The sequence below is a fragment of the Neobacillus sp. S1227 genome (assembly GCF_055385255.1).
Genome location: NZ_AP038276.1, coordinates 5,207,771 through 5,233,141, shown reverse-complemented (window position 1 = coordinate 5,233,141; position 25,371 = coordinate 5,207,771). Strand labels below are relative to the sequence as shown.

General features: G+C 42.0%; 16 protein-coding genes. 14 read left to right on the top strand and 2 right to left on the bottom strand.

The features are described from left to right. Positions 1–14: 14 nt before the first annotated feature. The 8 genes from larE to ACZ5AE_RS26115 all read left to right on the top strand — a co-directional run bounded on the left by larE (position 15) and on the right by ACZ5AE_RS26115 (position 8,518). Complete coding sequence (gene larE / locus ACZ5AE_RS26150) at positions 15–836, top strand: ATP-dependent sacrificial sulfur transferase LarE (protein WP_464567490.1); 822 nt, start codon at positions 15–17, stop codon at positions 834–836. A gap of 42 nt (positions 837–878) precedes the next feature. Next, entirely contained in the window at positions 879–2,654 is a 1,776-nt protein-coding gene (locus tag ACZ5AE_RS26145; RefSeq protein ID WP_464567488.1) for a PrpR N-terminal domain-containing protein, read from the top strand. A 285-nt stretch (positions 2,655–2,939) separates the two neighbouring features. Continuing rightward, complete coding sequence (locus ACZ5AE_RS26140) at positions 2,940–4,295, top strand: four-carbon acid sugar kinase family protein (RefSeq protein ID WP_464567486.1); 1,356 nt, start codon at positions 2,940–2,942, stop codon at positions 4,293–4,295. A 56-nt stretch (positions 4,296–4,351) separates the two neighbouring features. Next, positions 4,352–5,359 (top strand): 4-hydroxythreonine-4-phosphate dehydrogenase PdxA, encoded by a 1,008-nt coding sequence (gene pdxA, locus ACZ5AE_RS26135; protein WP_464567484.1) that lies wholly within the window; start codon positions 4,352–4,354, stop codon positions 5,357–5,359. A 104-nt stretch (positions 5,360–5,463) separates the two neighbouring features. Then, positions 5,464–6,717: a nickel pincer cofactor-dependent isomerase, group 22 gene (locus ACZ5AE_RS26130; RefSeq protein WP_464567482.1), complete on the top strand. Its 1,254-nt coding sequence runs from the start codon at positions 5,464–5,466 to the stop codon at positions 6,715–6,717. A gap of 412 nt (positions 6,718–7,129) precedes the next feature. Further along, positions 7,130–7,516, top strand: coding sequence for an MmcQ/YjbR family DNA-binding protein (locus ACZ5AE_RS26125; protein ID WP_464567480.1), 387 nt, complete (start codon positions 7,130–7,132; stop codon positions 7,514–7,516). Between the two features lie 35 nt (positions 7,517–7,551). After that, positions 7,552–8,046, top strand: coding sequence for a DUF456 domain-containing protein (locus tag ACZ5AE_RS26120; protein WP_464567478.1), 495 nt, complete (start codon positions 7,552–7,554; stop codon positions 8,044–8,046). Positions 8,047–8,218: 172 nt separating this feature from the next. Then, positions 8,219–8,518, top strand: a complete 300-nt coding sequence (locus ACZ5AE_RS26115; protein WP_464567476.1) for a hypothetical protein — start codon at positions 8,219–8,221, stop codon at positions 8,516–8,518. 59 nt (positions 8,519–8,577) lie between these two features. Here the strand turns inward: ACZ5AE_RS26115 and ACZ5AE_RS26110 are convergent, their stop codons facing one another. After that, positions 8,578–9,264 (bottom strand): glycosyltransferase family 2 protein, encoded by a 687-nt coding sequence (locus ACZ5AE_RS26110; protein WP_464567474.1) that lies wholly within the window; start codon positions 9,262–9,264, stop codon positions 8,578–8,580. Between the two features lie 15 nt (positions 9,265–9,279). Beyond that, the gene (locus ACZ5AE_RS26105; RefSeq protein ID WP_464567472.1) at positions 9,280–10,614 is read right to left on the bottom strand and encodes a glycosyltransferase family 2 protein; all 1,335 of its coding nucleotides are present in this window, start codon (positions 10,612–10,614) and stop codon (positions 9,280–9,282) included. A 371-nt stretch (positions 10,615–10,985) separates the two neighbouring features. Here ACZ5AE_RS26105 and ACZ5AE_RS26100 point away from each other — a divergent pair, with 371 nt between their 5' ends. From ACZ5AE_RS26100 to ACZ5AE_RS26075, 6 genes are all read left to right on the top strand, one after another. Continuing rightward, entirely contained in the window at positions 10,986–15,167 is a 4,182-nt protein-coding gene (locus ACZ5AE_RS26100) for a S8 family serine peptidase (protein ID WP_464567470.1), read from the top strand. 135 nt (positions 15,168–15,302) lie between these two features. Beyond that, positions 15,303–16,553, top strand: coding sequence for a helix-turn-helix domain-containing protein (locus ACZ5AE_RS26095; protein ID WP_464567468.1), 1,251 nt, complete (start codon positions 15,303–15,305; stop codon positions 16,551–16,553). A 169-nt stretch (positions 16,554–16,722) separates the two neighbouring features. Beyond that, the gene (locus ACZ5AE_RS26090; RefSeq protein WP_464567466.1) at positions 16,723–19,074 is read left to right on the top strand and encodes a hypothetical protein; all 2,352 of its coding nucleotides are present in this window, start codon (positions 16,723–16,725) and stop codon (positions 19,072–19,074) included. A 21-nt stretch (positions 19,075–19,095) separates the two neighbouring features. Then, positions 19,096–19,998, top strand: a complete 903-nt coding sequence (gene murQ / locus ACZ5AE_RS26085) for an N-acetylmuramic acid 6-phosphate etherase (protein WP_464567464.1) — start codon at positions 19,096–19,098, stop codon at positions 19,996–19,998. Positions 19,999–20,692: 694 nt separating this feature from the next. Beyond that, positions 20,693–24,622: a PAS domain S-box protein gene (locus tag ACZ5AE_RS26080; protein ID WP_464567462.1), complete on the top strand. Its 3,930-nt coding sequence runs from the start codon at positions 20,693–20,695 to the stop codon at positions 24,620–24,622. 12 nt (positions 24,623–24,634) lie between these two features. Beyond that, positions 24,635–25,357, top strand: coding sequence for a CBS domain-containing protein (locus tag ACZ5AE_RS26075; RefSeq protein WP_464567460.1), 723 nt, complete (start codon positions 24,635–24,637; stop codon positions 25,355–25,357). Positions 25,358–25,371: the final 14 nt, after the last annotated feature.

The window sequence follows — 25,371 nt, the reverse complement described above, 5'->3', positions numbered from 1 at the left end:
AGGTGGAAATCTGTATGAACGAGAAATATGAGCGTTTGAAAGAAATCTTAAAAGAGATGGGCAATGTGGTTGTTGCTTTTTCCGGCGGTGTCGACAGTACCCTTTTATTAAAAGTGGCGGTTGATGTTTTAGGAGTGGAAAACGTACTGGCTGTAACGGCGGATTCTGAAACATACCCATCCAGTGAATTGGAAGAAGCGAAAAAGCTTGCCAAGCTGATCGGGGCCACACATCAAGTAATTGAGACCTCTGAACTGAATATTCCGGGCTATGCAGAAAACGACCGGAACCGCTGCTATTTTTGCAAAAATGGGTTGTTCGAAGAAATTGTACCGATTATGCACGAGAAGGGATTTCAAAACGTGGTCTATGGTTTAATCGCCGATGACATGAGTGAACATCGTCCTGGCGTCCGTGCAGCGAGAGAGCATGGCGTCCGCGGGCCGCTTCAGGAGGCAAATCTTTTTAAAGAAGAAATTCGAGAGCTTTCCAAGCAATTAAACCTGCCCACCTGGGAAAAGCCATCTTTAGCCTGCTTATCATCCCGGATTGCTTATGGGGAAAGAATTACGATGGAAAAACTAACAAAGGTTGAAAAATCTGAAGCATATTTAAAATTACTAGGGATTCGGCAAGTCCGTGTTCGGACGCATGAAGAGATTGCAAGAATTGAAGTAGAACCTCAAGATATGGGATTAGTTTTAGCAAACCATCAAGAAATCCAAGAAAACTTACAGCGGTTTGGTTATAAATATGTCACTTTAGATCTTCAAGGATATATGAGCGGCAGCATGAATAAAGTACTAACACCAAGCTTTACTAGAGGTGAGTCCTGATGGAAAATAAAAGAATTGAGGATATTTAGTAGGTGAGGGAACATGATTAAAGCGTTGGTTATTGTCCCGTATGAGGGGCTATACGAAATGATGAAAGAAATTCAGCAGGAAGTGAAAGATTTTCAGCTCGATATCGAACTAGGAAACCTGTATGAAGGTGTGGCTGTTGCAAAAGAAGCCGAAAATAACGGCTATCATGTCATCATCAGCCGCGGTGGTACAGCGTCCTTGATTCAGGAAGCCGTATCGATACCCGTGATTGACATTCAAGTGACCGGCTATGATGTATTACGCATCATTACCCTTGTAAAAGGATTTTCTCGCAAATCGGCGATTGTTGGATTTTCGAATATTACTCACGGTGCTGCAACAATCTGCAAGATTCTTGATTTGGATATTAAAACATTAACGATTTCAAAAGATACTGAAGTTAAAGAAATATTAACAAACTTAAAAAGGCATGGCTATGAAGTGATTATTGGGGACGTGGTCACGGTGCAAGCTGCCAAGCAATTAGGGCTGACGGGAGTGCTAATCACTTCCGGCAAGGAAGCGATTATGGAGGCATTGGAAGAGGCGAAAAGATCTCATCGCATCTTCTCGCAGCTGCAGCAGGATGTTTCGTTATTTCAGTCCATTCTTGATTGTAACGAACAGCCAATCGGTGTGTTTAATAAAGAAGAGAAATTAATTTATGGAAACGAGCGTTTTAATAATGAATTTCATTGGATGATTGTTGAAAATTCCACCGATATAAAAAAGCTGATTCAAGAAACGGCGTTAACAGGGGAAAAGCAAACAAGAGCCATTCACATCAATCAGTTATTATGGAATATCACATCCTGCCCTCAAGAAGGTGCGATTGCTTTATTTTTCGAAAAGAATCATTTGAACCAATCTGCCGTGCAGAATGGGGAGAGTGAAGTGAAAAATGCCATCGAATTCCGTACATCGGCTGCCTATGTCTCTATTTCTGGAAAAAGTGAACCCATTCAAAAGGTGTTAAAACAGATTGATCAATATAGTGTAAGCGATTTAACTGTGTGGATATCCGGAGAAAAGGGAAATGGAAAAGAATTAGCGGCCCACGCGATTTATGCTAAAAGGAATAACCTGTATGACCCTTTTATCGTGTTGCATGGTGATTTATTAAGGGCAGGGCAGCTGAAGGATTTCATGGTCGAAGACTTTTTTCAAAAATACGCAAATGGCGTCATTTATGTAAAAAACATTGATCAATTAAGCTCTGATATACAAAAGGAGCTATATCATATCGTCAAGAATGATAATCATGCAAAGATAAAGTGGCTGGTGTCTTCCGAAAGCAATATGGAAGAAAAGGTCAGAAACGGCACGTTTGATCGAGAACTGCACCAAACCTTAGGACAGCAAAAAATTTATATTCCGCCACTACGGGAACGAAGGGAAGATATTGAGGATTTAGTTCATGTCTTTATTTCAGATCTGCATCCGAAATACGGCAATGGGGTCGTCGGAATACGGCCGGACGCTTTGGCGGAGCTTGCCAATTATGAGTGGCCGGGCAATGTAGAGCAGCTCAAACAAGTAATCGAGCAATTGTTTAAACAAACAAGTTCCTATTATATCGAAAAGGAAGCTGTGGCAGCCGTTTTAGCACGATTGGAGCAGCCAGAGAAAAAAGAGGATGCCTTAACCCCTATCGATTTAACCGGCACGTTAGAAGAAATCGAAAAACAAGTCATCACCAAAGTCCTTGAAGAAGAAGGCTTAAATCAATCAAAAGCAGCCAAACGCCTAGGCATTAACCGTTCTACACTGTGGCGCAAGCTAAAATAAAGCTTGCGTTTTTTTATTTCGAAATACGATGCAAAATACAACACAATAAATTTTTTTGTGACATTTTTTATAGATGTATTGCCAAATGCAACATTATGTTTTAATATTAATAGTGCTGAAAGCGTTTTTAGATAAAAAATAAAACGGTATCTAGAGCGTTTATAAAAAAGTCAACTGGTCTGTTGCAGAACTTATCATACCTGGATGTATAGGCGATTTAAGTCAGATAAAAAATAATTAAACTCGATAAAAGACAAACTAGAACTAGCATATAAGGGGGTCGGGATGCAGGTGAAACTAGCGGTTATTGCAGACGATTTAACGGGTGCCAATGATACCGGTGTTCAATTTGCCAAACAAGGGTTAAACACGACAGTGCTATTTGCCGAAACAAAATTACAACCAGCACATTTAAGTGCAGATGTGATTGTCTTAAATTCGGATAGCCGTGCCTTAACATCTGAGAAGGCTTATGAAGCGGTTTTTAATCTAGCGGCCCAATTAAACAAATTGTCTGTTTCAAAGGTCTTCAAAAAGATTGATTCTACCATGCGGGGGAATATTGGTCCGGAAATCGACGCCGTTATGGACGCATATAAGTTAAAGACCTCGTTTGTGGTTCCGGCTTTTCCGAAAAGCAATCGAGTGACCATGAACGGAAATCATTATGTGAATGGTGTCCTTTTAGAGGAAACACCGATTGCTCAGGATCCTGTCTGCCCGGTAACAGAAAGTTACCTGCCTAAGTTGCTGCAGGAGCAAAGTAAACGGGAAGTTGAATTCATTTCCATATCAGATGTAAAAAAGGGGAAAAGTCATTTATCCCAAAAAATGAACGAGCTAAGCTCGGAAAGTGTTTCAAAAATTATCATTGTAGATGCAACGACTGATGAGGAACTAAAAACAATAGTCGAAGCTTCAGAATTATTAAATGAGAATTTCCTTTGGGTAGGTTCGGCCGGAATCGCCTATCATCTTTTCAACACTGGCCAGCCTGAAGAGCGATTGCGGCATCAACAATCAGATGACCGGCTTCCAGTGCTGGTCGTTGCTGGCAGTGTAAATCCTGTCATTGACCGGCAAATCCAAGTCCTGAAAGATAACTATCATGTTGAAGAAATAGTTATCTCTCCGGAAGAATTCTTTTATGAAGATAGAAGGAAACGGGAAATTGAACGGATAGTGAAAGCTGGCCAGGCATTGCTTGAAAAAGGCGATCTAGTGGTCACGACCAATCGCGAGCGCGAGGCCATTAATCGAGTAAAGGAACTGCAGCAGAAACTTGGGTTAACGAATTTTGATGTCGGTTATACGATTGCCGAATCGATGGGCGTTATTGCCGGCCGATTAATTGACAGCAAGCCTATTTGCGGGGCTGTGTTAACAGGCGGAGATATCGCCGGAGCCACTTGTAAGGTTTTGAATGGTGAAGGAATTCGAGTCATTGGTGAAGTGGAGGCCGGGATTCCTTACGGAAAATTGTTTGGCGGAACCTTTGACGGTATGCCGGTTGTGACAAAAGCGGGTGCCTTTGGAACAGATCAGGCCCTTGCCAATGCCTTACAAACTATTACGGATGTAAATGCTCATGTTAAAAACCGTGATTGGCGTCATACTAATCCGTCTTATGTATGCAGCTAATTGCAACGCTTTAATATGAAGCTTATTTTTAAAAAGGATAACGGGAGGAAACGAAGATGGCAGCAAATAAACCAATTATTGCAATTACAATGGGAGATCCCTCAGGTGTAGGACCTGAAATTATTGTGAAGTCGTTAAATGACAAAAACGTCTATGAAAATTGCCGTCCCTTTGTAGTCGGCGATTTGAAAATTTTAAAAAGAGCTTTAGGTGTTACCAATGTTGATCTTCAATTAAACAGCATTGCTAGTCCAGAAGAGGCCAAATACGAATACGGAACTATTGATATTATCGATCTAGATTTAGTTTCTGAAGATTTACCTTGGGGCCAAGTTTCTTCTGAGGCAGGAAATGCCGCATTCCGTTACTTAGAAAAATCCATTTCTTTTGCGAATGAACAAAGAATTCACGGTATTTGTACCGCACCTTTAAATAAAGAAGCGCTTCACAAAGCCGGCCATATGTATCCTGGCCACACTGAAATTTTGGCGGAATTGACTAATACAAAGGATTTCGCGATGATGCTTTCTGCACCAAACTTACGAGTGATCCATGTGACTACCCATATCGGCCTTCTTGACGCCATTCATAAAATTAATGCTGAGCGTCAATATACGGTTATCAAACTTGCGCATGATACACTACAAAAAGCAGGGATCAAGTCACCAAGAATTGCCGTTTGCGGCATTAACCCGCATGCAGGAGAAAATGGCCTGTTTGGACACGGTGAAGAAGAAGAGAAAATTGTTCCTGCTATAGAAAAAGCGCAGGCAGAAGGCATTAATGTACAAGGTCCGCTTCCTGCTGATACCTTGTTCTTTAGAGCAAGACGCGGTGATTTTGACATTGTTGTGGCCCAATATCATGACCAAGGACATGGACCAATTAAAGTATTGGGTCTTGAAGCAGGCGTAAATATTACCGTTGGTCTGCCAACAATCCGTACCAGTGTTGACCATGGAACTGCTTTTGATATCGCCGGAAAAAATATTGCGGATGAGCAATCATTAAAAGAAGCGATCCGCATGGCGATTGAATTGGCTCCTGAGAACTTGGCAATATAAATATGATGAAATGAAGCAAGAGGTCATTCCGATCTCTTGCTGCCTTTGTATGTGTGAAATTCTTTTATGAATAAGGTGTTTATTTTTGAAAGGGGAGTAGTACAATGTCTTTTCCGAAAATGGCGAAAATAAGACAAAAATTTCAAGTCGAAAGTTTACAGGATATCCCTGGAACGATTGCAGAACAATTTCAGCAAGTCAATGCCGATGAAAAAATCAAGCCGGGCATGGAGATTGCCATTACCGTAGGCAGCCGGGGGATTAACAATATCCCTTTAATCGTAAAAAGTGTAGCGGATGAAATTAGGAAGAGAGGCGCTACCCCGTTTGTCTTTCCGGCAATGGGAAGCCATGGCGGCGCTACAGCTGAAGGGCAAAAAGAGATGGTGGAAAGCTTGGGTGTAACCGAAGAATTCACCGGCTGCGAAATCCGTTCCTCCATGGATGTGGTGGAAGTTGGCGTCACCTCAGAGGGAATTCCTGTTTATGTTGACAAGATTGCTTACAATGCAGATGGCATCATCGTGATGGGCCGCATCAAGCCGCATACAGATTTTAAAAATAAAATTGAAAGCGGCGTCCTAAAAATGGCGTCGATCGGAATGGGTAAGCATAAACAAGCTCTGGCTTTACATACTTATGGCATTAAAGGAATCAGCGAAATGATGCCTGAGGTTGGGAAAGTGGCGATAGCCAAGTCCAACACCTTATATGGTATTGGCATTGTGGAAAATGCTCATGAAGAAACGGCGATCATTGAAGTAATTGAACCGGATCAAATTGAAGAACGCGAAAGAGAATTATTAAAAAAAGCCTTTACCTTGATGCCGAGCCTTCCAGTCGATGAAATGGATATTTTGGTCGTCGATGAAATCGGCAAAAACTACAGCGGAACCGGCATGGATACGAACATCATCGGCCGTATTCGTGTATTGGGCGTGAAAGAACCGGAAAAACCAAGCATCAAATATGTCATTGCTTCTAATTTAAGCGAAGTCAGCCACGGCAACGCTCTGGGGATTGGCTTAGCGGATTTAACAACCCAGCGTTTATTTGAAAAAGTCGATTTTAAAACCATGAATGAAAATGTCGTCACCAGCACCTTCTTGGCACGTGCAAGTATTCCGATTGTCCTGGACAACGACCAAGAGGCATTGAAAGCAGCACTGCGCGCTACCTGGGGAGTGGCACCGGAACAAGCAAGAATCGTACGGATTCCAAACACCCTCCACATCGGTGAACTATACGTATCAGAAGTCATCTATAACGAATTAAAAGACAAAGAAAACATCGAAGTACTAGAAGACCTCCAAGAAATGAAATTCGACCAGGACGGGTATTTCTTGCCAATGCATTGATGCATGGGGATGGTTCTCGGGCCTCATAGATTAAACGGCTTTCCATAGCGGGAAGCTGTTTTTTTATTTTTTAAGGCTCTTTTCTCAGAGATTGTTGCTTTTAACTATATTGAAAAAACCGAGTGAATTGGGCGAAAGGCGCTTGACTCCTGCGGGAAATAGAGGAAAGGTCGAGACCCCGCAGACGGAACGTCGAGGAGGCTCGACTTCCTCCCCGCGGGTTTGCTGAGCGCCTGTAGCGGAAAGGAACGGCCAGTGTTATTCCCAAAAACAACAAACTTTACGAAAAGAGCCTTTTTAAATAAAAACAGTAGTAACATCCACTATTCGACAACTCAACTACCTTTTTTATAGGATTATTTTATCAGCAAATAGAAATGATGATTGTATACTGTATAGGAGGAGTATTTTCATGGCCCATAATAAACAAATTACATCCAAGCTGGGACTGGATGCGGAGAATCAGATTAGGGAAATATGCAAGGCACTGCCTGAGGTTATGGTGCAAGTTGATGGTTTTGGTCATACATCGTTTCGGGTTAAAGATAAGCCATTTGTCATCCTGGGGGAAAATGAGGGCGTTGTTTCGATTTCGATTAAGACATTGCCTACAACGCAAGAGTTTCTCCTGCAGCAGCCGGGCTATTCTAAAACCCCCTATATTGGACAACATGGATGGACCTCTTTTCAGACCAAACAGGATTTAAACTGGGAAGAAATCCGCGGATATATTTTTGAAGGTTATGTAAGAGCCGCACCTAAGAGTTTGGCGAAATTAGTCTCAAATGCTGAAAGCTAAAGGTGGATGAGCTATATAGGAATTGAAAAGTAGAGGTGATTTGTATTCTTGATATCGTATTTTGGATCACAATTATTGCCTGTTTTGTATTTAGTTTTGTAGGCCTGATATACCCAATTATCCCATCGGTACTGCTCATTTGGGCCGGAGTTGTCCTCTATCATTTTGGAATCAATCCGAATGAACTTTCCTGGATTTCATGGACCATGCTGGTACTATTGACGATTGTATTATTTTTGGCAGACTATTTGGCGAACCTTCACTTTGTTGATAAAGCGGGTGGATCGAAATGGGGAATGCGGGCGGCAACGATTGGATTGATTGTGGGCAGCTTTGTAATTCCGCCGTTTGGCGTCATCATTGTCCCGTTTGTATTGGTATTAATTGTTGAAATGCTGCAAAAGAAATCGATTGGAGAATCCACGAAAGTGGCGTTTGCTACCTTAATCGCCTTTTTAAGTGGAACGGTTGCAAAGGCTGTTATCCAGCTGATTATGATTGGTGTGTTTGTTTTTGATGTAATTATCTAAAAAGTACTCCTTGGAAGGGTTTCGTCGGCCATCCCTTTTCGCTGTATCCCTATTTTACCTGGGAATCAAAATAGTTATTTCATCATCTGAATCTATTCCACTTTTATTTATTTTTTATTTAGTTCCATTATCACTTTTTAAACATAAGGATATGGATAAGGAGTGGAATGTGATGAAAAATGAACAGGAACAGTTTGATACCGAAACGCTTCAGCTTATTCAAAATAGACTTGATTATATTTACTCCATCGCCAAAAGGTATAACAGTGATCACCCTGAATTAATGGACACGATTGAAAGTTTAGCAAACATAGCGAACATGTTTGCAAAGATTCAATATGAGGAGTTGAAGGGCAAGGAAGAAACAGCGAGCCCCCAAGGATACATTGTAAGAAGGCTGGGAAATTCATACTCCAGAATGAGAGAGTATGAAAAACGAAAAGAGATGGACTTTCCGGAGTGGAAGCTCTGAATATGAAACACAGGGAAGGTTCTTCTGCTTCTGATGCAGAAGAACCTTCCCCATGCATGCTAATCTTTTTCTTTTGAAATAATAGTCTGGAAGTCCTCTGTATAAGCGACTAGTTCGCCCCAGTCCATTAAATCTTCATCAGCAACCTTCCAAGTATGGTCCTCAGTATGATGGCGAATGACTACGAAGTCATTGTGATCAAGGGAGAAAACAGTATATCCGCACTTTTTAGCTTGGTCAATAAAAAAGTAATCCTCTGCTCGATTGACCTTTTCGAATTGGACTTTTTCAAAGATCTTCTTTCTAAAAACTAAGGAAGCACCGGCAACAGTATCAGTAAAGTCGTTCTCTACCCCAGGTACCAGGACTAATGCTTTCTTATTTTTAAAATAAATATAATAGGAACCTTTTCCGGCAATAGATACTTTATCACTTTTGAAGGCGTTCATTGCACCAGTTAGGTAATGGGGTCCATAATAATCATCATCATCAAATTTGGCAATCACATCATAATTCGATTTATAGATACCAAAATTTAAACAGTCTCCAAGTGTCGCTTTTTCGTGAAGCTGAAAGACCCTAATGTTGGGATGTTTCTTTGCTCTTTTAATCCATTTATCTATTTTCATAGTATTTTTATTTAAGATAATGATGAGTTCTTTTTCAGGCCAGTCCTGTTGTAAGAAGTTTTGAAAGACATTTTCTATAAAATCCTCTCTTATGGTACATGTTATGACTGAAACCATCTTTATTCACCCCAATCATGAGTTGATAATTTTCATTAATACATTCGTTAAAGTTGTATAATTCCCCAATTCTTTAATCTCATCGATGTCCTTCAAAAGCTCAGTTTTCTCGTCTGTTCCATATCCAGCAGCCCCTAAAATATTAAAATGCCTAATATCAATCAGCAATAGCAACGCGATGGTTTCGAGAATCGTGATAAATTTTTCCTGAAATGAATGCAATTGATTGGAATACTCTTTCATTAGCCGTTTATATTCGAATAAAGCTTCGTTCATGGTTAATAAATCCGTCAATCGTGCAAGCTCAAGTCCAAGCATGAGAACATCCACATCGTGATGCTTTGAGATGAATAGATGAAAGTTTCCGATTGCCTCATTCCAATTACTTCCTCCGACAGGATGCATTTGATGATAGGTGACGACGTTATCTTTAATAAGAAATTGAGCCCCTTGTTGAAATAAGCGGTACCCTAATTCCCAATCTTCATAACCATATTTGATAAATGATTCATCAAACAATCCAGCTTTTACTATGGTCTCTTTACTCACAGAAACATTGCCAGTTAAAAATGCCATCCACGGAAATTGAAATCCTGTTAACCTTTCGTCAAAGTTTCTCGTTATTTGTCTGAACCATGGTCGCCTTTTAATGATTAACTGTTTATAGGTTTGATTCATAATATCTTTTTTATCTATTAGTGGGTACGGTAATTCGCTGGACTGCTTAAAGTTTTCAAATCGCTTAGAAAACACGGAATTACCTTGAATAAGAGAGGAAACTTCTTTCAGTTTGCTATTTTTGGTATTTGGAAAAATACTGGTAATCACATTTTTTAAGTGCATGACACCAGTAACAATTACGTTCTTGTTTGACTGATGGCATTGATAATGATTTTTTACAAAGTCAGGCTCGGTAATCATTTCTGCATCTAAGAAGATTAGAATATTCCCACTTGCGTGTTCAACACCTAAATTCCGAACTTTTGCCCTTCCTAAATTCCGCTCATTTCGAATGTATTTAAAGTGAAAAGGAGGTTTATAGTTGTTTAGTTTTTCATGTGTTTGATCTGTTGAAGCATCGTCAATGAAAATCACCTCCATCTTTGAGGGATCGAAAGTCTGATTTTCTAGTGAATAGAGAGAAAATAAGTTAAGCGGGTATCTGTTAAAGGAGGGGATAATAATACTGACCTCGATATTTTGATTAGTCGATAAGTGTTCGCCGAGATAGCTTTTTCGACTAGTGGAATATAGTGGTGCATCACTATATTTTCGCCGTCTAATAGTTGGTGAAATTTCGCCTCCATATTTTTGCCGTCTAACATTTGTTAATGGAAAATCATCCGACATTTTATCACCCCTTCCCGAGTTTCTTACGGGTTGTACTACAAAATATGTATCGCATTTCGCTTTGTCTAGACTTTTCCCCATCTGCTGGTGATATTGTGATGCATCACCCTTTTTTGCAGAAATAGGGGTAATTTGTTGCCTATATATTTATGATATTTGTAGATAGAACGTTTATTTCTTGGGGAATAATAACTGAATTTGTCGAGAGGTGTGATTTTTTTATCGATTCGTGACTTTGGAACTATTCGTGTTTAGTCTGATTTCCTATTCTATTACCCCAATTTACAATGAATCTTCGCCCCCTTTAAGATAATAAATATAATGGTTTTATTTTTAGAACTATTCAAATAACTAGTTAGCGGGGGGACGAGATGAAGACAAACAAAAAGTTTTTGAAAAGTGCCTTAGCAGCAAGCTTGCTTTTATCGGCTGCCATACCATTTAATGTATTGGCCGAGGGAAAGACGATTTCAATCGAGGACGCAGAGAAAATCTTGGCAGGTCTTACTGCTGAACAAAGACAAGCCTTAGAGGAACTGGAAATTGGACCGGGCTTTGTCGTTTCGCCGGATATTAACACAAAATCGAGCGAGCTTGTCGACATTATCGTAGAATTCAATCAGGCTCCAGCAAAGGTAGAAGTGAAAAAAGCCGCATTAAAAAATAAAAAGATGTCACTTGCAGCTGCCAAGGAAAAGGTAGAAAACTCTCATAAAGACTTTAAAGATTACATTAAGGCATTTAAGTCCAAGAAAAGTGAAACCATCTATGATCCTAGTAAAATAGCAATCAAGCGAGAATATAAAAATGCTTTTAACGGGGTCTCTATGACTCTGCCAGGGACAGCTGTAGAAGAGCTGCTTCAATCTGGAGCAGTGAAACGGATTTGGAGCAATGCCCAAGTTCAATTGGAGCTGCCGCCGAAATCGCAGATCCAGCCGAAAATGGCGGATAGCATCCCGCAGATCGGGGTGGACAAGCTTCATGCAGAAAACATTACGGGAAAAGGCATTAAAGTGGGCGTATTGGACACCGGAATGGACTATAATCATCCGGATTTAGCGGCCTCTTATAAAGGGTACCGGTCCCAAAGCGGTGTGGATCCGCAAACAATTGATCCCGCCACAGTCAAAGGATGGGACTTTGTGAACAATGATGCTGACCCGATGGAGACGACCTACAAGGAGTGGCAGGCAACGAAAGATCCCGAATTCCATCCGGCCACAGGCGGTGCCTATTATACCTCACACGGGACGCATGTTTCCGGAACGATTGCGGCGCAAAAACATAACAAAGTTGATTACGCCGTTAAAGGTGTAGCGCCGGATGTTGACTTATATGCTTATAAGGTGCTGGGCCCATATGGCTCAGGCACAACCGAAGGCGTATTGGCGGGAATTGATAAGGCTGTTCAGGATGAAATGGATGTGATTAACCTTTCACTTGGCGCATCGGTGAATGATCCGCTGTATCCAACCTCTGTCGCGATCAATAATGCTATGTTGTCAGGGGTCGTAGCTGTTGTGGCAGCCGGGAACGCCGGTCCGAATGAAAAGACGCTGGGTTCTCCTGGAGCCAGTGCCTTCGGGATCACGGTAGGGGCCAGTGATGCAGCGATCTCCATTCCTGCCTTTTCGGCCAGCATTGGCGATAAAACATTCGAGTCTATGAAGCTATTAGGCAAGAACTTTACCGACAACCTTAAGAGTTTGGAAGGACAATCTTATCCAATTGTCTTTGCCGGCCTTGGAAAACCTGAAGAATTTAAAGAAGCTTCTGGAAAAATTGCTCTCATAGAGCGCGGTGAACTGACGTTTGATGCCAAGGTTGAAAATGCCAAAAATGCCGGCGCGGCGGCGGTGATTATTTTTAACAATGTGGATGGTGACATTCCAACCTATATTGGTGAAAATACGAAGTACATTCCAACGCTTCAGCTCTCAAAAGCAGATGGGGAGTATGTAAAAGGTCTTTCGGATGCGGTTGTTTCATTCAACAAATTAGCAGAGGTGAAAACGGAAGGCGACTCGTTGGCGGACTTCAGCTCAAGGGGTCCGGTGGAAGGCAATTATGATATTAAACCAGATATTGTTGCGCCAGGGGTTTCCATTTTTTCCACTTATCCGGAATATATGAACAACCCGCAGGATGGAATAGATTACAGCTCCGCTTATGCCCGTCTTCAAGGCACATCAATGGCAACACCTCATATTTCAGGAGTGGCTGCACTTATTTTACAAGAACATCCGGACATGGACCCGTTTGCAGTAAAAGCGGCGATCATGAATACGGCAGAAGACTTGAAAAGTGATTACTCGGTTTATGAGGCGGGTGCCGGACGTGTGGATGCTTATCAAGCTGTTCATACCAATGTATCCTTTAAGGTGTTGGATAAGACCGATAATATTGAAAATGGAGAGTATGTCAAAGTGGACGACATTACCGGCTCCATCAGTTATGGAAATCACTATTTGGACGGTGCCGATGTGAAAGACAGCCGATCCATCCAAGTGACCAACAATGGCCAGCAGGATCAAGTCTACCAAGTGGAAGTGGAATACCATACAGCAAGAACTGGGGTGCAGGACGGTGTGAAAAACAAGATTCATGTCAATACTCCTGAAAGTGTGACGGTTGGCGCAGGCCAATCGACGGCGATTCAAGCTGAGATTATGGTGCCGCAAAGTGCGGAAAAGGGCCGGTATGAGGGCTATCTTCATTTTGTGAATCAAGCAGATCCGAAGGACCGCTATCAAATTCCGTTTGCGATCCGCGTTTCGGATAAAGGGATCGAATATATGGAGCCGCTCTCGCCTTCGGTGACGAACGACACGACCTTCCATCAATATATGGCCCCTGGTTCACATATTGTTTTTAAGTTGAAGAGCCCAATGGAGTATTTTGATTTGATTGTCAAGGATGCAAAGACGGGTAAAGCGGTTGGCTACATCGGCCGGTATGATGGGAAGCGGGCGCTGCCGGACAAGGAATATTTGATTTTCTTTGGCCATCGGGGATTGGTGTATCCGTTCACGAATAAAAAGGATCAGCCAATCGCTGATTACATGATGAAGCTGCCGGAGGGCGAATATGTCCTTGATATGATCGGCACGGATGCTGAGGGGAAGACCTATCATTACGATAGTGTCGGCATTGTCGATAATACTCCTCCTCAGGTAAAACTCGATATCGAACCCGGCGTCATTGAAATTAATGATTCAATGCTGACAGAAGAGGATGGCCAGCGTGCATTCTGGGCCCATGGAGCCGTAACTGATTCCACTGTTGATGTGCTCCAAGCGAAGGGTTTGAATTTTACGCAAAAGTCAAATACTGCCGCTTATTATGAAAATGGAATTCCATTTATTATGGGCTTCCTCCGTTTGGACGATAATGGAAACACGAAGTTCGGGGTTCTTCCGGAAGAATATGATACAAACCCATATCAATTGAAAATATTCCCTTGGGATATTGCTACTGCTGCCAATTCAGCGACGGCTCCTCAATATATCTTTATGAAGGAAGGAACAGAATACGCAGCAAGCCGCTATGATAAAGAAAGCGTCAAGTTGGGCGATGAAATCACGATGACCATGGATTTAAACAATGTGAAGAATTTTATGGGCGGTCAATTTGAACTGGAGACCTATGCTTCTGATATTTATGAGTTTCAAGGAGTCAAGGTTAATAAGGAATTCCAGGCACTTGCAGACAAAAACGGGGTAGAGGTGAAGCTTGACGAACCGGTGGTCAACCAATCGGTAACAAAGGTGGGCGCGTCCCTTTCCAAGGAAGGTTTCACCGGATTTGACGGAGACATGCCGTTCCTCGACCTTACCTTTAAGGTCGTGAAGGATACGCTATTTAATCGTAATGGCGGGTTTAGTTTAAATGAATTGACGTACCAAAAATACGGGCAGACAGCACCGGCAAAGATTCCGGCCTATAGCCTGACGAGCTTTGAGTTTATTTCAAAGCATACATTGATAAGCGGCAATATCGGTCCAGAAGCTTTCTTGACTGCAAGCGGTTATATCGACAACAAGTATGATTTTACAAAATTGAAAAGTAAGGTGTATGCGAAGGATGCTGACGGTGTGGAATATCCAGCTGAGATGGATAACCGAGGATTGTTTGATATCATCGTCCCAGCCACCGGCAAACCTGTCACCGTCTATGTGGAGCTGCCAGGCCATACGGTTGAATTGCAAAAAGTGATGTCCAGCATTGAAAAAGACGGGGAGTACTATGGAATTTATCAACGTATTGTCCCTGGCAAAAACAAAGCTGGCGATGTTACCGGGGACCAAGTCATTGATATTCGCGATATCAAGCAGGTAGTCGAGCATTACGGTGAACAAAAACCAAGTGATCCAAACCTGGATGTGAATCAGGATGGGGTCGTGAATGAAGTCGATGTAAGATTTGTCGAGAAAAACTTCTCATATATCGGCCCTAAAGCAGGAAAAGGGGCGTCAGCAAAAGAAACAATCGGTAAGAAGGGACTGGCTGACTTTCTGAAAAGTGTCGGTCTGGAACCAGAGGGAGAATAGACCATTCCCAGGATAAGCGGAAGATGAATTCTTCCGCTTTTTCTATGTCATTAAAAGATCTAAGCATTTAATTATTCTCGCCAACCTGCAAATTTTCGTTTATCTTAATAGAAGATAAAGAGAATTAGGGGTGGGATGATGGTTGAGGGGAAACTGATTAAGTTTTATCGTGAAAAAGCGGGCTTGACCCAAGCGCAGCTTTGTGAAGGAATTTGTTCCGTTACGCATCTTAGCAAAATTGAACGGGGGATTACGGAATACTCAGGAGAAATCACTCAATTATTGTCCCAAAGGCTGCAAATCTGCCTTGAGGATGAATTCGTGCGTTATCAGCATCTTCATGAGAAACTCAAGCAATGGCAGGAAACGTTTGTGATGCAGCAAATGAAGGACTCAGTAAGATTGAAAAAGGAACTGGAAGAAGAGGTCTTGATTGAACTTCCTGACTTTCATGTGTTCTACCAGCTTCTCTCAGTGCGTTATTATTTACAGAACTTTCAAATAGATAAAGCGTTCATGATAATTAGGTACCTGCAAAAACAGGAATCATCTTTATCACCGCACGATACAAATATGTTAAAACATATTCTGGGCATGTATTATTTTCACATTGGACAGTACCGGGACTGTATTCTGGTTCTGAAATCCATTGACCCCAGCCAATATCAGCAGTTTGAATATTATTACCATTTAGCACTTGCGTATCATTTAATTGATTCGAATATTATTTCCTATTACTATGTTGAGAAAGCGCTTCATTATTTTCGAAAAACATTAAACGTGATCCGAATCATCGATACGGAGACGATTATGCTATTGCAATTAAATTCAAAGGAGCTTCATGATTTTGAAGAAACAAAGGCACGCTACGGGCAGTTACTCCGCACGTGTGATTCGATTCATGAGATTGACCGAAAATCAAAGCTCCTCAACAATCTGGGGTTTGAATTTTTCAAGAGAAACCAATATCAGGATGCAGCAGAATTATACCGAGAAGCGATGGACCTCATGGACGAACAGACTCCTCATTACTTGACGACCCTGGATGGATATATTAACGCTTGTCAAAAAGGAAACCTGCTTTCTAATGAAATGTTAATGGAATTGGCCAAAAAGGGACTAGCCATCGCAAAATCCACGAAAGCATATCACTGGGTTTTCTTTGAACTGCATCTTTATCAGCTGACGCGTTCAGAAGACGAATACTATCAGTTTATGGAGAAGACTGCACTGCCTTTCTTGAAAAACATGGGGTTCACGATGTTTGTAGAACATTATGAAAGGGAGCTCTTCCAATTTTATAATAAAAAGGGTGAAGCCGAGAAGGCTCTAGAGATTGCGAGATCCTACATACAAAATAACCAGAATGATTTTTTGGCAACATAAGGTGATGCATGGGGACGGTTTCCCGTGCAACAATTTGGTGGTGCACAAGTGCTGTAAAGGGATGGTCCTCATGCCTCAACCATACATTGAGGCACAGAACCGTCCCTTTATCTCATACTTTCATGCTAAAATAGATCTAAGATTTTATTGTTGAACAAAGGGTGGTTTTGTGCAAAAGATTGCACTTATTCAAAATCAAGTTTATATGTCCTATGCGAGTAAGTCAGATGTTCGCCCTTTGGTGGTGAAGTTTGGGTATAAGCCTGAGCAAGTAGTGTTATTTACTTCGCATAATATTTCGAGGCTGAAGGTAGAACTCGATTCTGGTGAAATTGATGCTGTCATTTTTACCTCCAATTCACTTAAGGAGGGCACAATCAAGCAAGAAGTAGAGTCTGAGGCTTTTCAGCAGTCTTTTTCTCATTTTTTGAATCAGGGGAAGGGATGTTTAATCCTGCATCAGTTGGGACTGGCTTCTGCTAGTGATGCCCAGGACGCGACTGGCGGCACTTATGAATTCTTGCCTCAAAATTTGCGTAAGGTTAAAGCGGTCCTCCGAAATGAGGAAGCGAATTTAGGGGATTTTAGCATACCTAGATTATCGCAGGGTCATCCTATCTTTCATTACCCCAATGCGGTTGATCCAGAAGCGTTAAAACTATATTGCAAAAAGAAAAAGGGACTCTATTGGCATTATTTGATCAATCTTGATTCTTCTGAATGGGATGTCCTTTTATATGATGAAAACCAAGATTCAAAAAGGAGCCTGCTGATTTCAACCAAGGAAACGTCCAAGCAGCGGGTTGTCATAGCCTCGTTAAATCTCGATTGGCAGAGAGAAGAGGTTCTGTTTCATAATTTATTGGTATATGTACTTGAGGGAAAGTGCAACACCGCCATTTTAAAGGATAAAGATTACAACAGCATGGCGTTTGATTTCTTTTTAACGACACTGAAATCAAAGAATTACCGCTACCAGGAGTATGACCTGGCGCAACTGGATGATTTGAAGAAGCATATTGAAAAGGGCACACATTCGATCGTCGTAATGGGTCCGACTCTATTAGATAATGAGGAAAAGATACAAAAACTCCAAGCGGTTGACCAGTACCTGCTAGATTCTACGAATGAGGGAAAAATTAAATATATCGGCATTGAATCAACTGCGGAAAATTTAAAGCAGTTTTTCGTAGCGGGAAGGGAAAAATTTGCTTTAAGTATTTTGCAAGATACGGAGATTAAAATCCAGCGAGTTTTTCAACAAAAGAAATTGATTGATGGCAGCTTCTGGAGCTCGGTTGATGCCCTTAAAGTGCTTCACCGGCTGGAGAGAGGGGCTATGCTTTCAGTGGAAACCATCGAGCCCATTTTTGCCGATGTCCGCAAGCGTTCGGTTGATGAGGCATCCTATGATGGTTTGCTCGTTCCAACTACTTCCTTGTTGTGGCTCCGGGCAACCTACTTTGGAAAAGAGGCTGAACAGACTCTCAAAACAATCAATTGGATTAAAAACGCCCTTTTAGGGGAGGACGAGGCCGAAATTGAATGTGTATTAGCCTACAACACTCTTATTGAGCTTCAAATTGAGACAGAATTTGCCGAAGAGCAGTTAATGCGACTGATTAAGGACAAAGACCTAATTCATAATAATGAAATTGAAATTGTCCATTATATAAAAGCTGCCATTCTTTTGAAAGATCTTGTCCATATTAAGCGTTTTATTAGCACCCTCAAATCGAAGAGAAATGAAGAGATGCTTTGGATTGATATTTCCATTTCGGCAACAATCGTAAATTTGCTGTTGGATGCTTTGGTCATGCTAAAGGAGCATAGCGCGAATACAGAGGAAATTGAGCAGTCAATTGAGGATATGGTTTTTCCAACTATCATCATAATGCAAAGCTTGGAAAACAAAATTCCGGGGGCAAAGCAGTATCATTGGGATAACAAAGCCAATACGACGTTAAAGTGCGTCAATGCCATGCTAAAATTTGAGGAATTAATCGATCTCCCAGTTACAGAAATGGTTCAATCTTTATTGAGCTACACCCAAACAAGCCATCAATTATCCGATAATAACACAGCGCTGCAGATGATTGAGGATTTTAAGAATGAAAAATCGCAGCTGGAACAGAGGGTCCAGGAGTTAGAGACCCGGATGACGGAGGAAAGGCAGAAACAGCAGGAATTAATACGGGAGAATGAAAAGTACCGGGAAGAAGTGCAGGAATATAATAATGAACTAAAAGAATTGAGAAACTTGAACCGAAAATTTGAGGATGATATCCAGCGGAAGGATAAACATTCAGGGATTTGGACGTTTCTTACAGCTGCAGGGGTCATCGCTCTAGTTGTTGCTTTGCTACTAGCCATCTTTTTCTTTTATAATAAAAATGCCTATAAGGAACTAACCGCCTTTTATCCATGGTGGAAGCCTGTTCTAGGGTCTTTTACCGCCATTTATACAATCTTGGTGTTTTTATTGCCAAAAAGGAAGAATAACTCAACCATAAATTTATAAGGGTTAGAAAGGGACGGGTAGATGAATTTACACAGACTCTTGACCGAGCAGGTTAATCCGAAAACAACGAATATTGACACTTTGTCCTCGCTGGAAATTGTACGTCTCATGAATGCTGAGGATGAGACAGTGGCTCGCGCTATCAGGGCGGAGCTTCCCAGCATTGCTCTGCTTGTAGATGCTGCAGTGCGTGTGATTCAGAAAAATGGACGGGTGTTTTACATAGGGACTGGGACAAGCGGTAGGCTGGGCGTCTTGGATGCCTCCGAAATTCCGCCAACTTTTAATGCAAGTCCTAATCCTTTCATCGGGATTATTGCGGGCGGAGATAAAGCACTTCGCGCATCCGCGCCTGCTGTTGAAGACCGTGAAGCCGCTGGGGCTGAAGCTTTAGAGGCATATTCCGTCTTCTCTGATGACCTTGTGATTGGATTGACCGCCAGCGGCAGGACGCCTTTTGTTCGTGGTGCGCTCGAGTATGCTAAAACAAGTGGGGCGTTTACCGGGTTAATTTGCTGCAATAAGCAGGCCGAGCTTTCGCCTCTTGCGGATGTGAAAGTGGAAATCGAGACAGGACCAGAAGTCATTGCAGGTTCTACACGTTTAAAAGCGGGAACGGCCCAAAAAATGGCATTAAATATCTTCTCCACTGCCACGATGATCAGGCTTGGAAAGGTCTATAAAAATTTAATGGTAGATTTAAAGGTTAGCAATGAAAAACTTCATGACCGGGCAATAAGAATAATCCAGGAAGCAACCGGTGTTACGCGCGAAGAGGCAGACAAGGCGTTTCATGCTTCGAATGGTCAGGTTAAAGCGGCCATCGTACATTTACTTACGGGTGAACCGATAAATAAAGTCGAAGAGAAGCTGGTTATCCATAGAGGCAGGGTCCGTGATGTGCTAGGTGAAATTGAGGGATGAAATAAGTAACGGGAAAGTTGAGCAGGAATAGGTTTTCCACTCAACTTTTCTTTTTTAAATTATATTTCCAATAAGTACCACCAGACAAATGTAACCGCTTCCATTATAATAGAGATAGAGATAGGAAAGGGGATGCAGCAATGGAACTATTAATGGAACTACTAGCCAACAACCCGTCGGAGGAGCCTTGTGAAGAAAATTCCCCGACAATAGAAGAAGAGAATTACGATGTGTCTGACTATGATTATAATAAGAGGATATGGTTTTAATAGATGAAAAGTGGGGACGGTTCTCGTGCGTCAATGATGCACAGGAACCGTCCCCTTGCTTCATACTCTCCTTCAGTGAACCAGATGATCGGTATCTTTATCAATATATAACGTCCCATCTTTTTGAAGTTCTGCGTAAACACCCTCGCGAAAATTTCAACCACGCGACTCCCACCATCCTTTTGTAAAAATATTCCTGCCATATAATCTCGCCAGAAGAAATGACAAATATTCTGTTTATGAAGTGACACACGAGAACCGTCCCCCATGCATCATCTGGAGTAGGATTTTTTTCTATTTTTCTTCCATTTCTCTTTATTGGCAGAAATAGTATAATGATAGGAGAGCATTTTGAATATTTGGAAATAAATGGATTTTTTTGGAATCTATAAAGGGATAAGTCTTGAAGGAGCGGGGTATTACATATGAAGGTCATGTCGATTGCTGCCCTTTTTGATGAGCATATAGGGATGAATGAAGCATTAGGGAAACTATTTGATAGCCCGGATTTAACGATTTGGTATAGGGATTTGGCAAAGGAAACGTTATGGGTTTCGAAGGGAAATGCCGCCATCTATGGATATACACAGGATGATTTTATGAATAATCCATTCCTGTGGCGGAACTCTGTTTACCCTGACGACCGCTGGATTCTTGACCATGCGATTTCCCGTCAGCTGGAGGGCAGCCCGACGACCGTGGAATATCGCATTATTCGTTCGGATGGCGAGGTAAGGTGGATTGAGAATCGTGCCCATTCGATTTTGGATTCGAAGGGAAAGGTCATCGCTATTAGCGGGTCGATCTATGACATTACCGAGCAAAAAAGAGAGTCCTTACAACTGCAGGAACAGCTCATCATGAACGAAAAAAGGTATAAGTCACTCTTTAACTACAACCATGATTTAGTGTGTTCCCTGGATTTGAAAGGGAATGTGACGAGTGTTAATAAAAGCTGTGAAGCTTTAACTGGATACAGTGAGACGGAAATGATGAGTAAGTCCTTTAAAGATTGGGTTTATGAAGCAGACCTGCCTAAAACCTATCAAGCTTACAAACTTGCGAAAAATGGTCATTCTGAGCGGATGGAATTAAGAATCGTCCATAAAAGTGGAGAAATTCTTTTCACAAGTACGACCACTATTCCAATCATGATTGATGAAAAAATGGTTGGTGTGTACTGCATTATTAAAGACATCACTGAACAAAAAAAATTGCAGAAGGTATTAGAAGAAAACAACCTGCGGTACAATTCGCTGTTTGAATATAATGCTAACTGTGTCTACTCTTTTGATTTAGATGGGTATTTTACAAGCTGTAATTCCGTTTGTGAACAACTTACGGGCTATCGAAGAGAAGAATTACTTAAGCCGATTTCTTTTCATTCGTTCATTGTTCCGGAAAAACTGGCCGATACCATCTATTATTTTGAACAATGCAAAAATGGCACACCACAAAATTTCCGAACGTCCATTAAAAGTACAAATGGCATGATTCTTCATGCCAACGTGACCATCGTCCCCCTAATGGCAGATGGGCAAATTAATGGTGTTTTTGGTATTGCGCAGGACATTACAAAGCAGGTGGAAATCGAAGAAACCAACGAGCATATGGCCTACCACGATTATTTAACTGGCCTGCCCAACCGAAATAAGCTAAATTCGACCCTTTCGAAGGAAATTATTATCGCTCGCGAACGAAACCAGCAGGTGGCGATTCTCTTTTTGGACCTTGATCGCTTCAAACTGATTAACGACACACTTGGTCATACGACAGGAGACCAATTGCTTAAGGAAGTAGCGGAACGAATGAAGTCCTCTCTGTATAATAAAGACATTGTGTTCAGGCAGGGCGGAGATGAATTTATTATTATTTTAAAAAATGCCGATCGGGATGTCGCTTCCATCGTATCGAGAAAAATACTCGATATTCTGAGCGAGCCTTTCCAAATTGGAAACTACGATATTTTTACCTCTCCTAGTATCGGTATCAGTATGTACCCGGAAGATGGCGAAAACGTGGAAATCCTCATCAAAAAGGCCGATTTCGCCATGTACCATGCCAAGAATGACGGAAAAAATAATTTTAAATTTTATTCCCAAAAAGAACGTAAATCCAACATGAATCCATTAAAAATCGAGATGGACCTCCATAAAGCGTTGGAAAAAGAAGAGCTGCTTTTGCATTACCAGCCGAAGGTGAATTTAAAAACAGGGAAAATAACCGGAGTGGAGGCGTTAATCCGCTGGAACCATTCGGAATTAGGGATGATTGCTCCCGGTACCTTTATCCCGATTGCGGAAGAAACAGGATTGATCACTCCGATTGGCGAGTGGGCCTTATATACCGCCTGCAAGCAATGCAAGGAATGGCAGCGCAAAGGTTTTTCCACTACGGTCTCAGTCAATCTCTCGGCCCGTCAGTTTACGCAATCCAATTTGCATGAAACCGTTGCGATTGTCCTGTACGAGACGCAGTTGGAGCCGCACTTTTTAGAGCTGGAGATCACGGAAAGCATGACAGCCAGCATCGAACGGACTATCTATACGTTACAAAAGCTAAAAAAGCTGGGTGTGCGGATCAGTATTGACGATTTTGGAAAGGGTTTTAGTTCGTTAAATTACCTGCAAAAGTTCCCAGTCGATACGTTAAAAATTGATCAGGAATTTGTCCAGCGTGTGCATAAAAACCCAAATGACGAGACCATTGTCAAAACGATCATTTCGATGGCGCACAATTTAAACTTAAGTGTGGTCGCGGAAGGAATCGAGACAAAGGAACAGCTGTTGTTCCTGCAGCAGCACCTTTGTGACGAAGGGCAGGGATACTTTTTTACAAAACCTGTACCGGCCGCCGAAGTTGAAACTAAATGGTTCGACATTCAGCGGATGGTGAAGGAATTCGGTTTATCGCAGGACGTCAACGAACGCAAGTGGGCAGAGGAATTTGTCCGGATTGCAAGGAAGGAATTAAATGAAACGATCCGTCTGCAGCAAGGGATGACTTTTAAGATTAAGAAAATTAATGGCCGTTTCATTCATACCTTATGTGATGGGGAATTGCTGTACCGGCTGGGCCTTATCCCTAGTCTTGTGGTAGGAAAAAGTTTAACAGAGTTTTTACCTAAGGAGTATGCCGATCAAAAGGAAAGCTACTATCAAAGGGCATGGGACGGGGAAGAACACGTTTCCTACGAAGGAGAGATGAATGGGGTTTCCTATCTGGCCGCGTTAAGCCCGATAAAACGAGGCGGGGAAGTGGTCGAGGTCATCGCTTCGTGTGTGGATATTACGGAAAGAAGAAAAGTGGAAAAAGCCTTGCATGATAGTGAAAATAAGTACCGGTTAATTACGGAGAACATGACCGATTTGATTATTTTATTTGATCGGAATGGAACCTGCACTTACGCTTCTCCGTCCCATCATACCGTACTGGGTTATGATCCTGAATTTTTTATAGGAAACGACACGGCTCATCTTATTCATCCGGAAGATTCCAAGCTTATCCTTAAGCTATTTGCCGAGGTGCTGGACAGCAAATCTCCGTCGAAAGTAGAACTTCGCTTTTTACATGCGAATGGGGATTGGAGGCTGCTAGAATGTAATGGCACGCCGGTCATTGGTGAAAATGGCGAAGTGGAACATATCATGGTGGTCAGCAATGATATTACGGAGAAAAGAAGAGCCGAGGAGCTGCTATCGAAATCGGAAAAATTATCTTTGGTGGGTGAGCTGGCAGCCGGTGTTGCCCATGAAATTAGGAATCCGATGACATCGATTAAAGGGTTTATCCAGCTATTTCAGCAGGGAATCATCAGGGACGAATACTTTGATGTAGTACTTGGCGAGTTCGACCGGGTAGAGGACATTATTAAGGAGTTTCTTTCTTTGGCAAGGCCTCAAGAAATTCAGCTAAAGCAAGTGAATATTCCAGTTTTGTTAAAAGAGGTGGAGACCTTAATCAAATCGGAGGCGCACCTGAAGGATGTGGAAATCCTGCTAGGAATAGAGCCGGATCTCCCGACGATTATGTGCGACGCCAACCAAATCAAACAGGTGCTGTTAAATCTCTGCAAAAATAGTATGGATGCACTGGATAGCAAACGAAAGGGTCTCATTAAAATCACGGTAGGGATTGAGTGTGACCAGCTGCTGATTCAGGTCATCGATAACGGGATCGGAATCAGTGAGGAGCGTATCAAAAGACTTGGCGAGCCTTTCTACAGCAACAAAGAAAAGGGGACAGGCCTCGGCTTGATGATCTGCTTTAGAATCATCAAACAGCACAACGGAACGATTACTTTCCAAAGCGAAGGAAACAAAGGCACCACCGCGCAGGTGAGGCTGCCGTTATAGGAGATAACGCGTATGACAACATTGCAAAATCAAAAACTATCAGAACGATTCGAAGTGGCCTTCAACCAAATTCATGCCTGGCTGCAGCGGAATATAAGGGAGGAACGATCCGATAAGTTTACCGACCTGCTTCGGTCCGGCTTTCCGCGCCACTCGATTCTTCGCAAGTACTACCATGACCTAAAAATGTTTGGCCGCCTGAGAAACTCGATTGTCCACGACAAGGTGGAGCTGGGCTTTTATATTGCCGAACCACATGAAGATGTTGTGGCAAAAATTGAAATGATTGCCGATTTGCTCCTAGAGCCCAAGGCGGCATTTTCCATCGCATCCAAGCCCGTATTCTACTATTATGAAAATGCCAAACTGAAGGATATCTTAACCGTCATCCAAAAGAAATCCGTTTCGCTTTTTCCTATTTATGATGAGAACGGTTTTAAGTGGCTGCTAACTGCGGAGGAAATCATTGGTTGGTTTGCCAATCATCTAACCGGCAGCAGTATCGTGATTGACGAAGTAGAAGTAAGAGAGCTCTTTTCTGAAAAAAGAAATCGCCGTGTCGAGTTTGTTAGTAAAGATATTGATATCTTCGAGGTAGAAGAGATTTTTGAACAATATCATTTGAAAAATCAAAAGCTCGAAGCGGTCATCATTACGGAAACTGGGGAGCAGCAGCAAAAGCCGCTCGCCATTGTCACCTCCTGGGATTTGGTAGAGATTGATGCGATAGAGTAATTCTTCATAGAAAG